The 19,513-nt window shown below is 67.5% G+C and carries 18 protein-coding genes; 2 read left to right on the top strand and 16 right to left on the bottom strand.

Features of this window, described 5'->3' with window-relative positions:
* Window positions 1–10 precede the first annotated feature (10 nt).
* Window positions 11–2,527, bottom strand: coding sequence for an ABC transporter permease (locus tag ACI6S0_RS05695; protein ID WP_434405271.1), 2,517 nt, complete (start codon window positions 2,525–2,527; stop codon window positions 11–13).
* Complete coding sequence (locus ACI6S0_RS05690) at window positions 2,524–3,213, bottom strand: ABC transporter ATP-binding protein (protein WP_434405270.1); 690 nt, start codon at window positions 3,211–3,213, stop codon at window positions 2,524–2,526. The genes ACI6S0_RS05695 and ACI6S0_RS05690 overlap by 4 nt, the downstream gene beginning before the upstream one ends.
* Here ACI6S0_RS05690 and ACI6S0_RS05685 point away from each other — a divergent pair.
* Window positions 3,212–3,934 (top strand): arylesterase, encoded by a 723-nt coding sequence (locus tag ACI6S0_RS05685; protein ID WP_434405269.1) that lies wholly within the window; start codon window positions 3,212–3,214, stop codon window positions 3,932–3,934. The genes ACI6S0_RS05690 and ACI6S0_RS05685 overlap by 2 nt on opposite strands.
* A gap of 147 nt (window positions 3,935–4,081) precedes the next feature.
* Here the strand turns inward: ACI6S0_RS05685 and ACI6S0_RS05680 are convergent, their stop codons facing one another.
* From ACI6S0_RS05680 to ACI6S0_RS05620, 13 genes are all read right to left on the bottom strand, one after another.
* A complete protein-coding gene (locus ACI6S0_RS05680) occupies window positions 4,082–4,828 on the bottom strand; it encodes a prepilin peptidase (protein ID WP_434405268.1) in 747 nt (248 codons plus the stop codon).
* Window positions 4,825–5,547, bottom strand: coding sequence for a type II secretion system protein N (gspN, locus tag ACI6S0_RS05675; RefSeq protein ID WP_374553874.1), 723 nt, complete (start codon window positions 5,545–5,547; stop codon window positions 4,825–4,827). The genes ACI6S0_RS05680 and gspN overlap by 4 nt, the downstream gene beginning before the upstream one ends.
* Window positions 5,544–6,032 (bottom strand): type II secretion system protein GspM, encoded by a 489-nt coding sequence (gene gspM / locus ACI6S0_RS05670; RefSeq protein ID WP_434405267.1) that lies wholly within the window; start codon window positions 6,030–6,032, stop codon window positions 5,544–5,546. The genes gspN and gspM overlap by 4 nt, the downstream gene beginning before the upstream one ends.
* Window positions 6,029–7,147 (bottom strand): type II secretion system protein GspL, encoded by a 1,119-nt coding sequence (gene gspL / locus ACI6S0_RS05665; protein WP_434405266.1) that lies wholly within the window; start codon window positions 7,145–7,147, stop codon window positions 6,029–6,031. Before gspL ends, gspM begins: the two co-directional genes overlap by 4 nt.
* Window positions 7,144–8,139, bottom strand: coding sequence for a type II secretion system minor pseudopilin GspK (gene gspK / locus ACI6S0_RS05660; protein ID WP_434405265.1), 996 nt, complete (start codon window positions 8,137–8,139; stop codon window positions 7,144–7,146). The genes gspL and gspK overlap by 4 nt, the downstream gene beginning before the upstream one ends.
* Window positions 8,126–8,812 (bottom strand): type II secretion system minor pseudopilin GspJ, encoded by a 687-nt coding sequence (gspJ, locus tag ACI6S0_RS05655; protein ID WP_434405264.1) that lies wholly within the window; start codon window positions 8,810–8,812, stop codon window positions 8,126–8,128. The genes gspK and gspJ overlap by 14 nt, the downstream gene beginning before the upstream one ends.
* Window positions 8,812–9,174, bottom strand: coding sequence for a type II secretion system minor pseudopilin GspI (gene gspI, locus ACI6S0_RS05650; RefSeq protein ID WP_099233638.1), 363 nt, complete (start codon window positions 9,172–9,174; stop codon window positions 8,812–8,814). The genes gspJ and gspI overlap by 1 nt, the downstream gene beginning before the upstream one ends.
* A gap of 64 nt (window positions 9,175–9,238) precedes the next feature.
* Window positions 9,239–9,688 carry a GspH/FimT family pseudopilin gene (locus tag ACI6S0_RS05645; protein ID WP_434405263.1) on the bottom strand — a complete coding sequence of 150 codons (450 nt, stop codon included), beginning with the start codon at window positions 9,686–9,688 and terminating at the stop codon, window positions 9,239–9,241.
* 112 nt (window positions 9,689–9,800) lie between these two features.
* Window positions 9,801–10,319, bottom strand: a complete 519-nt coding sequence (gene gspG, locus ACI6S0_RS05640; RefSeq protein WP_434405262.1) for a type II secretion system major pseudopilin GspG — start codon at window positions 10,317–10,319, stop codon at window positions 9,801–9,803.
* A gap of 11 nt (window positions 10,320–10,330) precedes the next feature.
* Window positions 10,331–11,548, bottom strand: coding sequence for a type II secretion system inner membrane protein GspF (gspF, locus tag ACI6S0_RS05635; RefSeq protein WP_434405261.1), 1,218 nt, complete (start codon window positions 11,546–11,548; stop codon window positions 10,331–10,333).
* Window positions 11,541–13,055: a type II secretion system ATPase GspE gene (gspE, locus tag ACI6S0_RS05630; protein WP_010336568.1), complete on the bottom strand. Its 1,515-nt coding sequence runs from the start codon at window positions 13,053–13,055 to the stop codon at window positions 11,541–11,543. Before gspE ends, gspF begins: the two co-directional genes overlap by 8 nt.
* 23 nt (window positions 13,056–13,078) lie before the next feature.
* A complete protein-coding gene (gene gspD / locus ACI6S0_RS05625; RefSeq protein ID WP_010336567.1) occupies window positions 13,079–15,325 on the bottom strand; it encodes a type II secretion system secretin GspD in 2,247 nt (748 codons plus the stop codon).
* The gene (locus ACI6S0_RS05620) at window positions 15,322–16,182 is read right to left on the bottom strand and encodes a type II secretion system protein N (protein WP_017500624.1); all 861 of its coding nucleotides are present in this window, start codon (window positions 16,180–16,182) and stop codon (window positions 15,322–15,324) included. Before ACI6S0_RS05620 ends, gspD begins: the two co-directional genes overlap by 4 nt.
* A 184-nt stretch (window positions 16,183–16,366) precedes the next feature.
* Here ACI6S0_RS05620 and ACI6S0_RS05615 point away from each other — a divergent pair, with 184 nt between their 5' ends.
* Window positions 16,367–17,026 carry a prolyl hydroxylase family protein gene (locus tag ACI6S0_RS05615; RefSeq protein WP_004207451.1) on the top strand — a complete coding sequence of 220 codons (660 nt, stop codon included), beginning with the start codon at window positions 16,367–16,369 and terminating at the stop codon, window positions 17,024–17,026.
* Between the two features lie 141 nt (window positions 17,027–17,167).
* Here the strand turns inward: ACI6S0_RS05615 and ACI6S0_RS05610 are convergent, their stop codons facing one another.
* Entirely contained in the window at window positions 17,168–19,297 is a 2,130-nt protein-coding gene (locus ACI6S0_RS05610; RefSeq protein ID WP_434405260.1) for a TonB-dependent receptor domain-containing protein, read from the bottom strand.
* Window positions 19,298–19,513: the final 216 nt, after the last annotated feature.

Genomic DNA, 19,513 nt, shown 5'->3' with positions numbered 1-19,513 from the left:
GGCATCCCCTCTATAGCTGCCGCAGCGCCCTTGCGGGCCGCACCGACATCAGCGGGATCGATCCGGCAAGGCCGATCCCCAGCGTCAGCACCGCCCCGCCCGCCAGCGTCGCCAGCACCACGCCCCAGTCGGGCGCCCAGCCAAAGCTGAAGAGCTGCACCACCACATACCAGGCGGCCGCCCCGCCCAGCAGCAGCGCCACCAGCGCCAGAAGCCCGGCCAGCACGCCATATTCCAGCGCCTGCGCCCCCAATATCTGGCCACGCGTGGCGCCCAGCAGCTTCAGCACGACACTGTCATAGCTGCGGCTCTGCCGCCCGGCCGCGATCGCGCCGATCAGCACGGCGACCCCCGCCAGCACCGTCACCGACGCCGCCGCCAGGATCGCCCCCGACATCTGGTCGAGCAGGCCGGACACCTGGCCGATCACCTGTCCCACCTCGATCACCGACGCGCCGGGGAAGCTCGCCAGCAGCGCGCTGGTCACCGCCTGCTCCTGGCGCTTGTCGGGCAGGCTGATCGTCGCGGTCAGGCTGTGCGGCGCCGACGCCAGCGTGCTCGGCGAAAAGACCATCACATAGTTGAAACCCATCGTGTCCCAGTTGATCTTGCGCAGCGACGCGACCCGCGCCTCGATCTCGCGGCCCAGGATCGACACGGTGATGCGGTCGCCGACCCAGATGTCCAGCGCCTTGGCCTGGTCGGCGTCGAGCGACACCAGCGGCGGCCCGACATAATCGCGCGACCACCAGCGTCCCTCCACGATCTCGCTGCCCTCGGGCAGGGTCGCGCTATAGGTGACGCCGCGCTCGCCGCGCAGGATCCACGCCCCTTCCGGTTTTTCCTTGAGGTCGGCGACGCGCTTGCCCGAATAGCCGGTCACCGTGCCACGCAGGATCGGCACGACATTCAGCTTCGCCGCCGGCACGCGCCTGGCCATCAAGGCGCGAAACTGCGCCTCCGCCCCGGCCGGCATGTCGAGTATGAACAGGTTGGGCGCCTGTTTCGGCACGGTCCGGCCAATCTCCGCCTGGATGCTGGTCTGGATCGCCGCCAGCGTGACGAACAGGGTCAGCGCCAGCCCCAATGCCACGGTCAGCGCCGCGGTCTGCGCGCCGGGCCGATGGAGGTTGGCAAGCGCCAGCCGCAGCAGCGGCCGCCGCGCATGGGGCATGCGCCGCGCCAGCCATCGTATCCCCTGCCCCATCGCCAGCAGCAGCAACAGGGTCGCCGTAATGGCGCCCAGCATCGCCGCGGCGAACATCGGCGTACGCGCCGTCAGCAGCACGACCGCAACCAGCAGCGCGATCGCCCCGCCGACCAGCACCAGCGTGTGCCGGTCGATCCGCCGCCGCCCGTCGACCAATGTGCGCAGGATCGCCGCCACCGGCTCGGTCCGCGCACGGGCCAGCGGCGGCAGGGTGAAGATCAGCGCGATCAGCAGGCCATAGGCGGCGCTCGTCGCCAGCGGCAGCGGATAGAGGTGGAAGCCCGGCGCCACCGGCAGCATGTCGCCCGCCGCCCAGACCAGCAATGGCGGCGACAGCGCGCCCGCCACCAGCCCGGCCAATATGGCCAGCCCCGCAACCACCCCGATCTGCAGCAGATAGATGCGCTGGATATCGGCCGATGTCGCACCCAGCACCTTGAAGGTCGCCAGCGCGCCGCGCTTGATCGCCAGATAGGACGCAACGCCATTGCTGACGCCGATCCCGGCAATCACCAGTGCAGCCAGGCCGATCAGCGACAGGAACTGGCCCATATTCTCGATGAAGCGATTAGTGCCCGGCGCTGCCCGCTCGCGGTCCTTATATTCCCAACCCTGCTCGACATAGCGCTTCTCCAGCCGCTCGCGCAGCGCCTGCGCATCCGCCCCGGCGGGCAGGCGCAGCCGATATTTGGCACGGTAGAGGCTGCCCGGCTGGATCAGCCCGGTGCGGTCCAGCCCGTCCATCGACACGATCGCCACCGGCCCCAGGGTAAAGCCCTCGCCCACCCGGTCCGGCTCGTCGGCGATGATCGCCGCCACCGTGAAATCGGCCGTGCCATAGCGCAGCGCGTCACCGACGCCGATCGCCATCCGCTCCGCCAGGGCCGGGCTGATCAGGATGCGGTCGGCCGCCAGCGGCGCATAGCGTCCATGCTGCAACGCCAGCGTGCCATAGAGCGGATAGGCATCGTCCACGCCTTTCAACTCGGTCAGCAGCGGCGGCGCCTCGCGCCCGCCGCCCTTGTGGACCATGGCGCGCAGCCGCACCGTCTCGCTCATCCGGCCCAGCCGCGCGATCGCCTGCTGGTCGCGCGCGTCCATCACCCGCTGGGTCATGGCGATCTCGACATCACCGCCCAGGATCATCTGCCCTCGCGCCGAAATCTCGCCGGTGATCGCGCTGGTCAGGCTGCCGATCGCCGCCAGCGTCATCACGCCCAGGAACAGGCAGACGAACAGCAGCCGCAAGCCGCGGAATCCGGCATGCAGGTCGCGCCGCGCGATCCGCCAGCTTGCCCCCCACCCCAATGTCGTCACGCGGCAACCTCGCCGTTCAACTGGCCATCGCGCATCTCGACGGTCCGGTCGCACCGCGCCGCCAGCGCCGGATCATGGGTGATGATCAGCAGGGTCGCGCCACTCGCCTGTTGCCGGGCGAACAGCAGGTCGATGATCGCCGTGCCGGTCGCCTGGTCCAGATTTCCCGTGGGTTCGTCCGCGAACAATATCGCCGGATCGGGCGCCATGGCCCGCGCGATCGCCACGCGCTGCTGCTCGCCGCCCGATAGCTGGGCGGGATAATGGGACAGGCGATGGCTCAGGCCCACCGCCGTCAATTCCCGCGCCGCCCGCTCGAACGGATCGGCCAGACCCGCCAGTTCCAGCGGCACGGCGACATTTTCCAGTGCTGTCATCGTCGGCAACAGATGGAAGGATTGCAGGATGATGCCGATCCGCCCGCGCCGCGCCCGCGCCAGCCCATCCTCGTCGAGCGCGCGATAATTGACGCCCGCCACGCTGACCGTGCCGCCGCTCGCCTGCTCCAGCCCGGACAGGATCGCCATCAGCGATGACTTGCCCGATCCCGACGCCCCCAATATCGCCAGGCTCTCGCCGCGACGAATATCCAGGTCGATCCCCTTCAATATCTGCGTGTTGCCGAGCGAGAGGGTGACATTGCGCGCCTGGATCGCGATATGGGGGGCATCGATGGTCGCATGCATGAAGAAGGAAGGCTCCTTGGCGAACGGTTTCCGGCTATATGGGTTCTCGCTGCTGCTTGTCCAACTGCTCGCCGCCTGTTCCCCAACGAAGCAAGAGGCGCTTCCCGCCGCCGACAATGGCGCCGCGAACATGACAGCGAAGGCGACACAGCCAATCGCCGATGGCAAGCTGGTCGTCGTATTCGGCGACAGCCTCTATGCCGGCTATAATCTTCAGCAGGATCAGGGCTTTGCACCCATACTTGAACAAGCCCTGTCAAAACAGGGGATCGAGGCCCATGTCGTCAATGCCGGCGTGTCGGGCGACACCAGCGCCGACGGCCTCGCCCGCCTCGCCTTCGGTCTCGACGGCCTGCCGCGCAAGCCCGATCTGGTCCTCGTGGGCCTGGGCGGCAACGACATGCTGCGCGGCCTCAGCCCGCAGGCGACCCGGACCAATATCGACGCCATCCTGACCGAACTAGACAAGCGCGGCATCCCGGCGATGCTGACCGGCATGATGGCCTCGCCCAATATGGGGCCAGACTATGCCTCCGCCTTCAACCCGATCTATCCCGATCTGGCAAAGAAGCACGGCGTGCTACTCTACCCCTTCTTCCTCGACGGCGTGATCGGCCAGCGCAGCCTGCTGCTGCCCGACGGCATCCACCCCAATCCCCAAGGCGTCCAGCGCATCACCGCCAAGGTCGCGCCGTTGGTGGCCAGGCAGTTGGGGGAGTAGACCGCGGGCGAAAATCGGGTGTCCGTCAAAATGGCTAAAATGGGTGGGAACAAGACGTTCCTCCCCGGCACGGGGAGGAACGTCCACTTCTAGTCGCTTCCTGCCCGCCCAAATTTGCCCTCACGGCCCAGACACGCTCGTCAGCCGCTAGAACAACCCTCGCACGATCCAGCCCGGCAGCGTCGCGATCGCCAGCAAAGTCCCCAATGGCACCCGGTTCTGCCCCTGCACTACCCGGCCGAGCGCCAGCGCGACCAGCGCCCCCGCCAGCCCCAGCGAGGCGGCGATCAGCAGGATGAAGGGCAGCGCCTGCCAGCCCAGCCAGGCGCCGATCGCGCCGAGCAGCTTGGCGTCGCCCAGCCCCAGCCCTTCACGACCGCGCAGCGCGCGATAGCCGAGCGCGATCGCCAGCAGCCCCAGATACCCCGCCGCCGCGCCGATCACCCGGTCGACCAGCGCGACGTCGGTGGTCCACAGCCCCAGGGTGAAGCCCAGAAAGGCCAGCGGCAGGGTCAGCGCATCGGGCAGCCAGAAATGGCGCCAGTCCAGTAGCGCCAGGGTCAGCAGCAGCCAGCCGAGCAGCGCCCAGCCGACCCCGCCCAGATCCGGCACGAAGCCCAGCGCCAGCGCGCCGATGATGGCGCAGCCCGCCTCCACCCGGCCATGGAGCGGATCGATCGCCGCGCCGCAGGTCCGGCATCGGCCGCGCTGCACCAGCGCGCTCAGCATCGGCACCAGATCGATCGGCCCCAGTAGCCGGCCACAGCCGTCGCAGGCCGACCGGCCGCGCATCACGCCCCGTCCCTGCGGCCAGCGCAGGATCAGGGTGGCAAGGAAGCTGCCCGCGATCGCACCCGCGACCGCGCCGACCAGGGCCGCCCAGGGATCGATCACAACGTCCCTTCGACCTTCAGCACATAGGCGTTGCCGACCGTGGCGAAGCCCGCCTGGCCCAGTGTCCCGGCCAGCGCCGGGTCGGCGGTTTCCACCCGCATTTCCGCAGTATAGCGGCCTGACCGCCAGATGCGCAGGTTGATCTTCTCCATCCCCGACTGGCTGACCAGCGGCAGCAGCAGCGCATCACCATCGCAGGCGACCGTGCCCGACAGCCCCTGCGACAGGTTCAGCCCGGCAATCTGCGTCGCCATCCGCGCCCGCACCCGGCCTTCGGCATGGCCGCAGACATCACCGCGATAATAGCCGCTGACATCCTCCATCATCAGCCCGCTGACCGGCAGCGGCGCGAAGGTGCGACCCAGCGGCACCGAACCGGTCACATCATCGATGCCGATCCGGTCGAGCCCGACGGTCAGCGCCCCCTGGATGTCGTCCGGCTGACCGCGATGCCGGGCGATGTCGAACCGCGCCCGGCCGACCAGCAGCGAGACAGGCGACAGGCCGGCACGCACCGACCCCATCGGCATTTCGCCCAGCATCAACTGGTCGATCCGTCCGCTCCACACGCTGCCGCGTATCTCGCGCGCGGCCAGGCCCAGCCGGTCAAGCTGCGCCAGCCCCAGCGCCACGCGCATCGGAATGAAGAGGATCAGGCCGAATATGAACAGCGCGATCAGGATGATGCGCATCCGGCGCGACAGGATCAGCCCCTTCATTGGCCACCTCCGCGCACCAGCACCGCCTGCACCGACACGCTGCCCGCCGTCGGCGAGGGCCGCGCGCTCATCGTCTCGACGCGCAGCCCCTGCGCCTCCAGCCCCGCAATCCAGCTCATCATCGCCACCGGACGGACCGAGGCGATGGCGATTTCCATCCGGTCATTGCCCTGCGGCTGCGCCCGTTCCAGCGTCAGCCCGGCCTCGCCCGCGCTCTGGCCGACAAATTGTTCGATCGGGATGGTCGGGCCGGTCGGCGCGGGCCTGCGCGGCAGATGCTTCAGCAGCTTCACCTTGGCGCGGATCGCCGCATTGCGATCGGTCGCCTCGCGCGAAGCATCGCGGGCGGAAACCTGCGCATGGGTCAGCGGCCGGGCCACGCCCAGCCACAATATGACCACTGCCAGCAGCGCGAACATCACGCCCAGCATCCATTGCTCGCGCGGCGACCGCTCGATCCAATAGGCTTTCATCCTGTCCATCATGACCGCACCGTAATATCTGCCAGCGTGCGCCCGCCCGGATCCTGGGACGGGGTCGCCGTGATCGTGTAACCGGCCGCCTGCAGCGCCAGCAGCACGATGTTGATGTCGTCCGCTTTCGCGGCAGCCAGGGTCGCACGCAGCATCCCGTCGGGATCGCGCGACAGTGCCGTCAGCGACACGCCCGGCGCATCCTGCATCGCGCTCATCAGGCCGGCGACCGGTGCGGTGAAGGCATAGGCTCCGGCCCCGCGCGCGGCGAGTTGCCGGTCCATCTCCGCCTCGACCTGCATCACGTCGTTCGCCTCGGGCAACACCTGCCGCGCCAGCGCCAGGCTCTCGCCATCGACCTGGCTGGCGGCGACATTCTGCCGCACCAGCGTCACCAGACTGATAAGCAGGCTGGCCAGCAGGATCAGGCCGCACCAGATCGCGATCCGGCCCAGCGCCCGCGTGTCGATCTGTCGCCGCACCCGCTTGGCGAAATCACCCTGGCGCAGGTCGATCGGCGGCGTATCGAGCGCCGCCACCAGTCGCGCTTCGACCTCGTCCGCCGCAACCTCCCGCACCGGCGCGTCGCCGATCAATTCGGGCAGCGCCATGTCGCCGGTCAGCGCCATGTCCGCGCCGCGCAGCACCTGCGCCCCGCCAATCATTCCGGACACGAAACCATCATCACTTTCCGGCAACAGCAGCGCCGCCGGCACGATGATGTCCGGGTCGAGCCCATGATGCTGCGCCCAGAGCAGCCAATGCTGCATGTCACTGCGCGCCGCGACCGCCACGATATGCGGGCGGGCGGGATCGTCATTCTCGTCGGCGGCGGCGAACAACTGGTCGGACGGCAGGATGGCGCCGGCCAGCGCGCCCAGCCGCGCCGCCGCCCGCCCCTGCCGCGCCGGCAGGTCGGGGTGCGACACCCAGTGCAGCGCCACCAGTGCGGCCGGCGGCACCAGCATAACCCGCGCCTTGTCGGACAGCGCGGCAAGGCCACAGGCGGCCAGCCAGTCGGCCCCGGCGCCGGTCTGGACGATCGCGCCATCCACCACCCGCATCCATGTCGGCGCGTCCTCCGCCCCTTCGGGCAGGGCAATGATCAGGGCATCGGCCGAACTCATGCGCCCGTCCCCCAATCGCGCCGCACCAGCCGGATCGGCGGTTGCCGGGCATCGATCAGCCCGCGCTCCACCACTTGCGTTCCCCCTACATTCACCGACACGTCCACTCTGAAAAATCCCGTCGTCAACTTGACCTGCTCGGCCACCTCGGTGAGCGGGCTGAGCCCGACCAGAGAGGGTGCCTGCCAGAATTGCGGTATGCTGCCGTAGCCTTCCGCCGGCCGTTGCGCCAGCAATTGCCGTGCCTGCGCCACGCTCAGCTGCCCCGGCAGCAGCATCGCGAACAAGGGCGCCTGATCGGGCAGCAACGTATTGATATTGATCGGCGACATGTCCGATACCGGCAGCGCGCAGACCCAGGGCCGGACCAGATCATAGACCGCCGGCGTGATGCCGTTCACCGCCCGCAATTCGCTGGCGTCGACCATGAAGCGGTTGGCGGTGCGATAGGGCCGCGCCGCGCGGGCATAGGTCTCGTCCTCAGCCCCAGCCGGTTGGGGCACGCTGTCGGTATCGATCCAGTCGGCGAGCGAGGCAGCGGCGACCTGCGCCTGGCGCACATCGACGCCCAGCGCCTGCAACAGCGCCTGGAACTGCGAAACCGCCACCGGGCGCACCTTCAGGCTGTTCTCATTATTGCCGGCGACCACGCTGTTGAGGTTGAAGCAGTTGCTGCCGTCAGTCACCCGCGCCGTCGCCATGCCGCCGGGCACCGGGATCGCCTGCGGCGTGCCCATCCAGTTGCCCGCCAAGGTCGTCTTGCCGGGGCTGGCCGCGACCAGATCGCCGATCTTGAGGCGCGCGATCACCATGCCCGCATCGGCAAAGGCCCGCCCCTGATCGACCGCGCCGCCATTGCCGGTCATCCGCGTCGCCAGCGCCACCCGCTCCAGCGCAGTGGCCGCCACCACCGCCATCACCGCGACCAGCAGCAACACGGTCAGCAGCGCCGCGCCGCGCTCCTCGGGACGGCTGGGATCAGGTCGCTGCATTGGACGCCTCCTGATCGTCAAGCGGCGCTTCTTTGGGACCGGGCGCCACCAGGAAGCGCAGCGTGACCGGCGGCTCGCCGGTGCGTTTGACCACCATTTCCACCGCGCGCGGCATCAGATCGGGCTGGCCCGGCGTCCACTCCTCGCGCCATTCGCCCTTCCCATCGCGGAAGCGCAGCGTCACCTCCTCGACATGGTCGAGCAGCGCCGCCGGCTCGTCGCCCGCCGCCCCGTCGATCTGGGCATAGCCGCGCCGTTCCAGCCGGCCTTGCCGCACCCAATATTCGACCTTCTGCAAGGACGGCCGGGGCAGGTCGCCCAGATTGTCCCATCCGCCGCGCACGAACTGCATCACCGGCTGTTCCTCGCCATCGCGATGCGCCCAGAAGGCCGGCGCCAGCGTCCCCGCCTCGGTGCGGCTGATGCGCGGCACCGCCTGGCCAAGATCGGCCGACAGCGCGCCTGCGGCCCGCTGGATCGCCGCCATGTCGTCCAGCCGCGCCTTGACCTGCGCCTGCGCCGACACGCTGTTGCCCAGCAGCAGCACGCCCGCCGCGGCCAGCATCGCAAAGATCATCAGCGCGACGAGCAGCTCGATCAGCGTGAAGCCGTGTTCGGCGGAACGCCTCAAAGACGTGAAGCCTTGTTCGCCCTGTGGCTCCTCCGGCCTCATCACTCCACCTCCCGCAGGAAGCTGAGCACCACCGGCGATGCGCCCGGCTGGCCGTCGACCACCAGATCGACCTGCAACAGGCGCTTGTCCTCGGTCGCCTTGACGGTGCGGGTCCAGTGCCAGCGGCGACCGCCATTCTCGACCTCGCCATCCTCCTCGCCCACCGAGGGCGGCGCCACATCGCTCTGCACCTCGACCATCAGGTTGCGCGCGACGATCTGGCCCAGCGCCTTGCTGTCGAGATCGGCGGCGGTGCGCAGCGTCACCCCCTGCAAACGCACCAGCGCCAAAGCCGCCAGGCTGAACACCGCCAGCGCAACCAGCATTTCGAGCAGCGTGAAGCCGTGTTCGGCGGAACGCATAGAAGACGTGAAGCCGATTTCGGCGGAACGCAACGAAGGCGCGGCGCCGTTTTCATTGCGCCGATCAGCCACCGACCGCGACCTTTCCGGCCATGTCGACGCTGACCTGCACCCGCTCCGCCTCGCGCGCCAGGGTGATGGTCAGCGGATCGGTGGGCAGGCCGGTGCCGTCGAAGGCGATCTGCTGGCGGCCGTCCTGGCCCACCAGCGCCCGCGTGCCGGTCTTCCAGTTAGCGCTGACGAAGGGCTTTTCCTCCATCGGCACCCATTGGCCGCCCTCGCGGCGCTGGAAGCCATAGCCCGAGGCGGAGACCCACACGCCCATCGGGCGCGCGGTGACGACCGCTTCGTCGCGCGCGGCGGCAACGCGCGCGGCAAAGCGGTCGGCATCGTCGACGATCCGGCCGCGCGGATCGGGAATGGCGATCACCACGGCAGCCGAAATGAAGCCGATGATCGTCAGCACGACCATCAGCTCTATGAGGGTAAAGCCCTGTTGGGCGGAACGCGACAAAGGCGTAAAGCCGTTGCGTGGCGGAGGCGATGCCCCACCACCGTTCGGGCTGAGCCTGTCGAAGCCCCCTGCCGAGCAGAGCGAGGCACCTCGCTCCGCTCGACGTGCGGCATCACATTTCGCTGGAATAGATGTCCGCATTCTCATTCTCGCCGCCCGGCTGGCCATCGGCGCCCAGCGAGCTGATGTCGAACGCGCCCTTCTTGCCCGGCACGGTGTAGATATAGGCGCGGCCCCACGGGTCCTGCGGCAGCTTCTTGATATAGCCGCCCCGGCGGTAGCGCTGCGGCTGCGCCAGCGACGCGGGCGGGTTGAGCAGTGCCTGCAGCCCGTCCGACGCGGCGGGATAGGTCAGGTTGTCGAGGCGATATTGCTCCAGCGCCTGCTCGATGGTCGAAATATCGGCCTTGGCCTTTTCGACGCGGGCGGTGTCGGTCGCGGGAATGACGTTGATCGCCACGATCGTCGCCAGCAGGCCGATAATGACGATCACGACCATCAGTTCGACCAGCGTGAAGCCGTTTTCGGCGGAGCGCCGAAAGGGCGTGAAGCCGTGTTCGGCGGAACGGCGGGCGGCAAGCTGCGCCTCCCGTTCGATCAGCGCGGCCCGGATCTTGTTCAACTTCAGCATATTCTACTCCTTCAAGCCCCGGTCAGGCTTTGCAGCTGCAGGATCGGCAGCAGGATGGACAGGATGATGACGGCGACGATGCCGCCCATCAATATGATGATGATCGGCTCCAGCATGGCGAGCGCGGCCGAGGTGAAGGCATCGAACTCGCGCTCCAGATAATCGGCTGCGCGTTCCAGCATCGTGTCGAGCCGCCCGGCACTCTCGCCGCTCGCCGCCAGATAGACCAGCAGCGGGGGAAACACCCCTGCCCGCTTCAACGCCGCCGACAGGCTGCCACCGCCCCGGATCGCCTCGACAATCTCGTCCGACGCCTTGCGCAGCACCCGATTATGCACCGTGTTGGCGGTCAGCGACAGGCCCTCCATCAGCGGCAGCCGGCTCGCCACCATGGTCGAGAGCGTGCGCGCCATCCGCGCGGCGTGCAGGTCGCGGATCAGCCGGCCCAGCACCGGCAGGCCCAGCAGCATCGCGTCGAAGCGATAGCGGAAGCTGTCGATCTTGAGCGCGCGCCAGAAGCCGAAGGCGCCAAGCCCGATCAGGATCAACAACAACCACCAATAGCCCGCCAGGAAGGCGGAAATGCCCATCACCATCCGGGTCAGCAGCGGCAATTGCTGGCCCACCGTATCGAACTGCTCAACCACCTTGGGCACGACGAAGATCATCAGCGCCGCGACCACGAACACGGCGAAGGTCGCCAGCACCGAAGGATAGGCAATCGCGGTCAGCACCTTGGAGCGCATGATCGCCTGCCGCTCCATCAGTTCGGACAATCGCTCCATGATGGTGGGCAGGCTGCCCGAGCTTTCGCCGGCCGAGATCATCGCGCGATAGAGGGCGGGAAAGCTTTTCGGCTCCGCGCCCAGCGCATCGGCCAGCCGCCGCCCCTCCAGCACGCCGGAATGGACCTTGCCCACGATCGCCCGGACATGATCCTGCTCGCTCTGCCGGCTGATCGTGCGCAGCGATTCCTCCAGTGGGCTTACCTGGATCAGGGTGGAGAGCTGCCGAGTGAAGAGCGTCAGTTCCTTGGCCGACAGCTTGGGCGCGCGCAGCGACAGGCCGGCCCGCTTGCGCGCGACCGACACCGCGCCCGGCTCCAGCCGGACGACGAACAACTTGCGCGCATCCAGCTTGCCCCGCGCCTCGTCCAGGCTGTCCGCCTTGACGCTGCCCTTGCGTTCCTTGCCCGCCGGGTCGATCGCGACATAGTCGAAATCAGCCATCGGCAATGGTTTCCACCTCGGTCGCATCGCGACGCGACACGCGGATCGCTTCCTCGGCCGTGGTCTGGCCGTCGCGCACCAGCGCACGCGCAGCCGACCCCAGGTTCGGCGCATTGAGGAAGGCATGGCGGGCGATCAGCGACTCGTCGCCGCCATCGTTGATCAGGCGGCGGATCGTGTCGTCGACGCGGATCGCCTCGAACACGCCGATCCGGCCCTTGTAGCCGGTGCCGTTGCATTCGTCGCAGCCACGCGCCCGGTAGATGATCGTGCCCGGATCGAAACCCAGCAATGCGCTTGCCGACTTGTCGGCCTGCACCGGCTCGCGGCAATGCTGGCACAGGCGCCGCACCAGCCGCTGGGCGACGACGGCGCGCAGCGTGGAGGCGAGCAGGAAGGGTTCGACCCGCATGTCGCGCATACGGGTGATCGCGCCGACCGCGTCATTGGTATGGACGGTCGACAGCACGAGATGGCCGGTCAGCGATGCCTGCACCGCGATCTCGGCGGTCTCGCGGTCGCGGATTTCGCCGACCATGACGACATCGGGATCCTGGCGCAGGATCGCGCGCAGCCCGGCGGCAAAGGTCAGGCCGACCTTGGCATTGACCTGGGTCTGGCCGACACCCTCCATCGCATATTCGACCGGGTCTTCGACCGTCAGGATGTTGCGGCTGCCATCATTCAGGTTGCGCAGGCCGGCATAGAGCGTGGTGGTCTTGCCGGAACCGGTCGGCCCGGTGACCAGGATGATGCCGTTGGGCTCGCTCAGCCCCTCGCGGAAGATGCGGTCGGGCGCACCGGTCATGCCCAGCAGGTCGAGCGTGATGCCGGCATTTTCCTTGTCCAGGATACGCAGCACCACCCGTTCGCCCGCCCGGCTCGGCAGGGTCGAGACGCGCACGTCGAGCAGCTTGCCGCCCAGCGTCAGGCCGATGCGCCCATCCTGCGGCACGCGCCGTTCGGCAATGTCGAGCCGCGCCATCACCTTGATGCGGCTGACCACCACCGGCGCGACATGCGGCGGCATGCGCAGCGTCTCGCGCAGCACGCCATCGACGCGCATCCGCACGATCAGGCCGGTCTCATAGGGTTCGATATGAATGTCCGACACGCCCTGGCGCGCGGCCTCGGCAATGATGCCGTTGATCAGGCGGATCGCCGGCGCATCGTCCGCGCTGTCGAGCAGATCGTCGGCAGTGGGAATGTCGGCGGCCAATATGTCCAGCTCGTCCGCGCCGACGTCGATCGACCCGGCCATGGCGGCGGCACTGCCCTCCATCGCATAATGATCGGACAGATGCCGGTCGAACTGCGGCGCCTCGACAAAGCGCACGTCGAAGCTGCGGGCGAGATGCCGGCGCACCTCCAGCAGCACGCGCGGATCGCTGCCCTCGCGCACCGCGATCGACAGTCGCTCGCCATCCTGCGGCAACATCACCACGCCATGCTTGCGGGCAAAGCCATAGGGGATGTCGACGGGCCGTGGCGGAAGAACCGACGGCATTACCGTCACATGCTCCTGTTCGCTCACTTCTGCTCTCCGCTTGGCGGCAGGTCGACCGGGCGGACGACGCCGCTCGACTGCCGCACCGTGGGTTCGATGACCTGGACCTGTCCCGGTGCCGGCGATGTCGCGGGCGCGGCGGCACCGGCCTGCGGCTCGACCAGCATGTCGCCGGGCTGCGGCGCGATCGGCGGCTGCGCGCCCATATAGTCGCGCACCAGTTCGTCGATGGTCGGCTCGCTGTCGGGGCTGCGCTGCAACTGCATGCCGCGCACATAGCCATAGCGCTGCTGGGTCAGGCGCTGCGCATCTTCCTTGGTGCGCAGGATGGTCGGGCGGATGAAGACCATCAAATTGGTCTTGGTCCGGCTCTTGCTGCGCGACTTGAACAGCTCGCCAATGCCCGGAATGTCGGACAGCAGCGGGATGCGCTCGATCGTCTTGCGCTCATTATCGTCCAGCAGACCGCCCAGCGCCAGAATTTCGCCGTCATCGACCGTGACCGTGGTCTCGATCTCGCGCTTGTTGATGATCAGGTCGCTGCTCGAATTGCTGACCGGCCCCGCCACGCTCGACACTTCCTGCTTCAGGAACAGCTTGATCGCGCCGCCGGTGTTGATCTGCGGCTTCACCTCCAGCTTGATGCCGACATCCTGGCGCTGGACGGTGCGGAACTGGTTGTCGAAATTCTGGCTCAGCGCCTCGCCGGTGGTCACCGGCACCTGCTGGCCGACCAGGATCGACGCCTTCTGATTGTCCAGCGTCATCACCGACGGCGTCGACAGCAGGTTGCTCTCGGTATCCGATTTCACCGCATTGATGATTGCGCCGAAAATGCCGTTCTTGCCGATCTGGGTGCCCAGGCCCCCGACGATGCCGGTCGCGCTGGCCAGGCTGTCGACCGCTGCCTGGGTCAGGCTGCTGGCCAGGTCGCTGTTGGTCTGCGTCTCGGTCGTCGTGGTCGTGCCGTCGGCCGCCACCACCGTCGTCTTGGTGGTGCCCAGCTTGGTCGCGCCATAGGCACCGGCAATGGTAATCAGGCTGGGCGAGGCATTGCTGTAATTGGTCGCGGCAAAGCCGGTCGATGTGCTGCCCAGCAGGAACTGCACGCCCAGCTTCTTGGCCGCCGCATCGCTGATCTCGACGATGATCGCCTCCACCAGCACCTGCTCGCGGCGGGTATCGATCTGGCGGATGGTCTCGCCCAGCATGCGCTGCACGTCGCTGTTGGCGGCAACGATGATCGCATTGGCGCCTTCATAGCGGGTGACGATCGCCGGGCCGCGGGTCGAAATGCCGCTGCCGCTCGATCCGCTGGAGGCCGCCGCGACCGGTGCCGCCGCCGCGCTGGCCGGAGCCGCGCCGCCGCCAGCGCCGCCGCTGGCGCCCGCCGCCGGCACCGACGAGGTGACGGGCGAACTGCTCGACTGGCCGATCAGCTGCTGCAACACCGGCAACAGCTTCTCCGCATCGGCATGTTCCAGCCAGTAAACGCGGATTTCCGTGCCGCTCGCCGCCTGACGGTCCAGCTCGCGCGCCATATTGGCCAGCCGGGTGACGGTGTTCACATCGCCGCGAATAGCGATCGCATTGCTGCTGTCGATCGGCACCACGCTAGCGGCCGCCGGCGCGCCATTCTCGCCCCCGCCACTCTGCACCAGCGCCTGCAGCGAGGTCGCGATCTCGCGCGCGCCGGCATTTTTCAGCATCACCATCTGGGTCGAGCTGGTGTCGCGATCGACCCGCGCAATCACCTGGCGGATGCGCGCGACATTATCGGCATAGTCGGCGACGACGATGCTGTTGCCAGCGCGATTGGCGGTGACCGTGCCTTCCTTGCTGATCAGCGGGCGCAGCGTTTCCAGCACGCTTGCCGCATCGACCGAGCGCAGGCGGAAGACTTCGGTGACGAAGCTGTTGCGGGTCGCCGCCCGTCCCACCGCGCTCGGCTGGCCGGCCGCGCCGTCCGCCGGCTGGATGCGATAGGCGCCACCGGGCGCTGGCACCGCGACCAGCCCATTGGCGCGCAGCGTCGACAGCACGATCTCGAAATATTCCGACTTGGACAGCGGCCGGTCGGTCACCACCGACACCTTGCCCTGCACCCGGTTGTCGATGATGAAGGTGCGGCCGGTGACGCGCGCGGCATCCTGGATGAAGGCGCGGATATCGGCATCGCGCACATTCAGCGTCTGCTGCGCATGGCCGGGGACCGGGGCAGCCAGGACCAGCGCGAGGGCGGCGGAATATTTGAGGATATGTCTGGTCATTGGCCTTGCAATATCAGGTTGATCGGCACGGTGACGGCGCCGCGCTCCACGGTCAGGGACAGGCGTGCGCCGGGCACGATCTGGTTCTGCAATGATGCCAGGTCACCGGCCGATCCGATCGGCTGGCCGTTGATCTGGGTCACGATGTCACCGGCCTGGAAACCGGCATTCTGAAAGCCCGGCCCCTTGGGGCTCAGCACCAGCCCGGTCACCCGGCCATTCTGGGTGCGCGGGGAAAAGCCGATGTCGCGCTTCACCGCATCGGCGCTCGGCGCATCGCGGCCCGGCACCGGCGAGGGCGCGCCCTCACCCGGCGCCATATCCCCCTCGGGCGCGCCGCCCGGCCCACCAGCCGGCCCGCCGGCCGCCGACGCCGGCTGGGACTGGTCGAGGAACACCTGCTCCTCCGCTCCACCGCGATCGATCGTCACATGGTCGAACAATACCGCCTTCAGCACCACGCCCGGCATGATCTCGTCGCCCACGGCATAGCTGTTCTGGATGCCGTCGGGCGTCGCCAGGATCGCCGATCCCTGCCCCGTCCCCTCGTTCAGCCGCACGCCATAGAGCGTCAGCGCCAGCGAGGTGACGACGCCATTGCCCGCCTGCGGCGCGCCGGTGCGGAAAAAGGGATCGAAACTGGCGAACAGCGCCTGCCGCGCACTGGCCGAAAGCAGCTGCGCCTGGCGCCCTTCCCAGGGGCCAAAGGCGCCGACCGGCGTCAGCAATACCCACACCAGCCGGGCAAGCTGCAATGCCAGCACTGCCAGCAACAGCTTCTCGACCAGCCCCAGCCAGTCGACCGGCCGCGCATAGCGCCGCCACCCTTGCAACTTGTCGCCGAACGGCACACGCATGAGCCGAAATGTCCCCCTTGGTTCGCCCGCCTGCTAGGCAACTCTTCTTACTGCCAGATGACGTTTATGTTACCATAATATGACAGGTAGCAATGGGGCCGCGACGATGCTTGCATTTCGCAGGGTCAACGATAGCTAGGGCCACGGAAACCGGCCTGCAGCGCCGTCATTCGCGGAAATGCCCATGACCTTGTCCGACCCGATCCTGTCACCGCCCGCCGCACCCGACGCCGATCCGGCCTGGATCGCCAGCCATCCGCGCGTCCAGCGGGTGCCCAGCAAGGATCTCACCCTGTTCATCCAGCGTGATTTCCTGAGTCTTGACGAATGCGCGCAGGTGATCGCGCGGATCGATGCGGACCGTCGCCCCTCGACCATCGCGGACGCCAATGGCGATGGCTATTTCCGCACCAGCGAGACCTGTGACCTCGACCATGGCGACCCGTTCGTCGCCGCGATCAACGCCCGGCTCGACAGCTTCGCCGGCATCGCCACCCAATATGGCGAACCGATCCAGGGCCAGCGCTATGGCGTCGGCCAGGAATTCAAGGCGCACACCGATTATTTCGAGCCCAAGGGCGCGGACTATGACAGATTCTGCGCGGTCGCGGGCAACCGCACCTGGACCTTGATGGTCTATCTCAATGAACCTGCCGCCGGCGGCGCCACCCGCTTCACGAAGATCGGCAAGACGGTGCAACCCGAAACCGGCAAGCTGCTCGCCTGGAACAACCGCATCACCCCGGATCGCTTCAACCCCGCCAGCATCCACCACGGCATGAAGGTCCGCAGCGGCGTCAAGCATGTCATCACCAAATGGTATCGCGAACGCCCCTGGGGCTGAAGGCGATGCCCCAGGCGGCGCACATGTTTCAGCCGCGCTGGGTGGTTTTCCGCCAGCGGGGTGTGCGTTCGCAACGTCCGCCCTGCAAGGCAACTATGACACCGCCCCACGCTTCGCGCGCAGGGCGGGGCCCTTCTCCCGTCAGAAGTCGACCGTAGCCGAGAGCCAGAGGCGGCGCCCTTCCTGGTTGATCGAATAGGCCGGGGTCCAGGCGGTCACATTGGCCGCAGTCTGATAGGGCACATAGACCGCATAGTCGGTGTCGAGGATGTTGTAGAGCGTCGCCGACAGGCGGAAGGCCGGCGCGACCTGGTAGGAACCACCCAGGTGGAAGACTTCATAGCTGCGGAAGTCGCCCACGGCGCTCTGCTGGACATTGGCACCGCGATAACGGCTCGACCGCACTTCCGCCCGTGCCCAGACGCTGGCCTTGTCGCCCAGCTTCCAGCGCAGATTACCGTTCAGCATATGCTTGGGCATGCCGATCAGCGGCAGCCCCTCTTCCGATCCGCTGAGCTGCTCGGTCTCGGTATAGGTATAGTTGGCCAACAGCGACAGGGTGGAGGTCAGCGCGAAACGGGTTGCCACCTCGACGCCGCGGGTGCGGGCCTTGTCGATGTTGATCGACTGGCTGAACATCTCGACATTGGGGAAATTGCCGACATCGACGCAGCCCGGCAGGTTGGGCGCGGCCGAGAACTGGCAATTGGGCACCCCCGGACCGCTGGCGATCTTGTCGGTGAAGTCATTGTTGAACAGGGTGACATTGCCGCTGAAGAAGCCGTCGCCGTCATAATAGAGGCCCGCTTCATAGCTGGTGCTGGTTTCCGGCGTCAGGCCCGGCGATCCCAGCAGCGGCACCCGCCCCTGGCTGCCGAAGCCGATGATGCCCTCGGCAATCTGTTCGACGCGTGGCGTCTTGAAACCGCGGCTGACGCCGCCCTTCAGGGTCAGCACATCATTGATGTTCCACACCGCATAGGCACGCGGCGACCATTTGTCGCCAAAGGTTGAGTGATTGTCGTAGCGCGCGCCGCCGGTGATGTTGAAGCCGTCGACGACGGTCAGCGTCGCTTCGGCAAAGCCCGCCCATTGGGTGAACTTGAACGGATCGGGGGCCACGCCCTCGACCATGCGCGCCTTCCAATATTGGCCGCCGACGGTGAAGGCCAGCGCGCCCGCCTTGCCGGCAAAGCGGGAATCGATGATGTCGTTGCGCGCCTCCAGCGTGCGCGGGCTGCCCGGCACCGCGCCCGGCGTGCCATTGGGGATCAGGCGGCCGATCGTCTCGGTCTCGTTGCGGGTCAGGGTGGTGTCGAGCTGGCCGAAACCCATGCGCCAGCTGTGCGCGATCACATAATTGCTGCGGTTGAACCGCTGTTCGGGGGCATAGCCGCCCGATCCCAGCGTGCCGAGCTGGCCCCGGCTATTGTCATAGCTTTGTTCGTTGCGATCATATTCGAACCACAGGTCATGATCGGCATGGGGCGTCAGCGTCAGCCGGCCGCCATAATTATAGATGTCCGATTCCACCGGATTGCGGCCCAAGGTCAGCGCCGGATCGCCGGGGATCTCGATGTCGGAGCCGGCGCGGTGGAACACGCTGCCGCGCAGGGTCAGGCCGGCCAGCCCCTTGATGATCGGCCCCTGGGCAAAGCCGTTGACCGACTGGATATTGCCGAAGCGGTCATCGCCCTGGATCGTGCTTTCGGCGCTGGCGGTGCCGACCCAGCGATCGCCGACCTTGCGGGTGATGATGTTGACGACACCGCCCATCGCGTCCGAGCCGTAGAGGGTGGACATCGGGCCGCGCACCACCTCGATCCGGTCGATCGCGGAGAAGGGCGGCAGGAAGCTGGTGGAGGTTTCGCCAAAGCCGTTGGGCGTGACGCCGCCGGGCGCATTCTGGCGCCGGCCGTCGATCAGCACCAGCGTATAGTCGCTGGGCATGCCGCGGATCGAGATGTTGAGGCCGCCGGTCTTGCCCGCTTCGCCGCCGACATCGACGCCCTGCACATCCTGCAGCGCTTCGGCCAGGCTGCCGAAGCGCTTTTCCTGCAATTCCTCGCGGCCCAGCACGGTGATGCTGGCCGGTGCCTCGATGATATTCTGTTCATAGCCGGCCGCGGTGACGACGATCGCGCTGGACTGCGCATCGGCGTCGGCATCGGGCGCCTGCGCCTGGGCGGCGACGGGCAGTGCGAGCGCACCGATCAGGGCAGCACCCCCCAGCAGATGGGCACGCGTCGAGAAGATTGCAGGAAATGGCATTTCAGACCCCCATTGAAATAATAGTGCGACTTAGTCGCATTAGAATTTCACGGGCTGATGTGGAGGAAGAAGGTAGCGGTCAATCAATGATGATATGCCCGGCCGCCTGCGCAACAATTTCTCACAATCGCGACATCGGCGGAGCGCAGGCCTCTTCTTTGCGGGACATGTTGGAGCCGCCTGGGCAACATAAGAAGGGTTGCAGACATCATGGTG

The organism is Sphingobium sp. DN12, from assembly GCF_051058005.1.
Classification (GTDB): domain Bacteria; phylum Pseudomonadota; class Alphaproteobacteria; order Sphingomonadales; family Sphingomonadaceae; genus Sphingobium; species Sphingobium yanoikuyae.
Note: the sequence above shows the minus strand (reverse complement) of the source record. Positions and strands in the feature narration are given on the sequence as shown.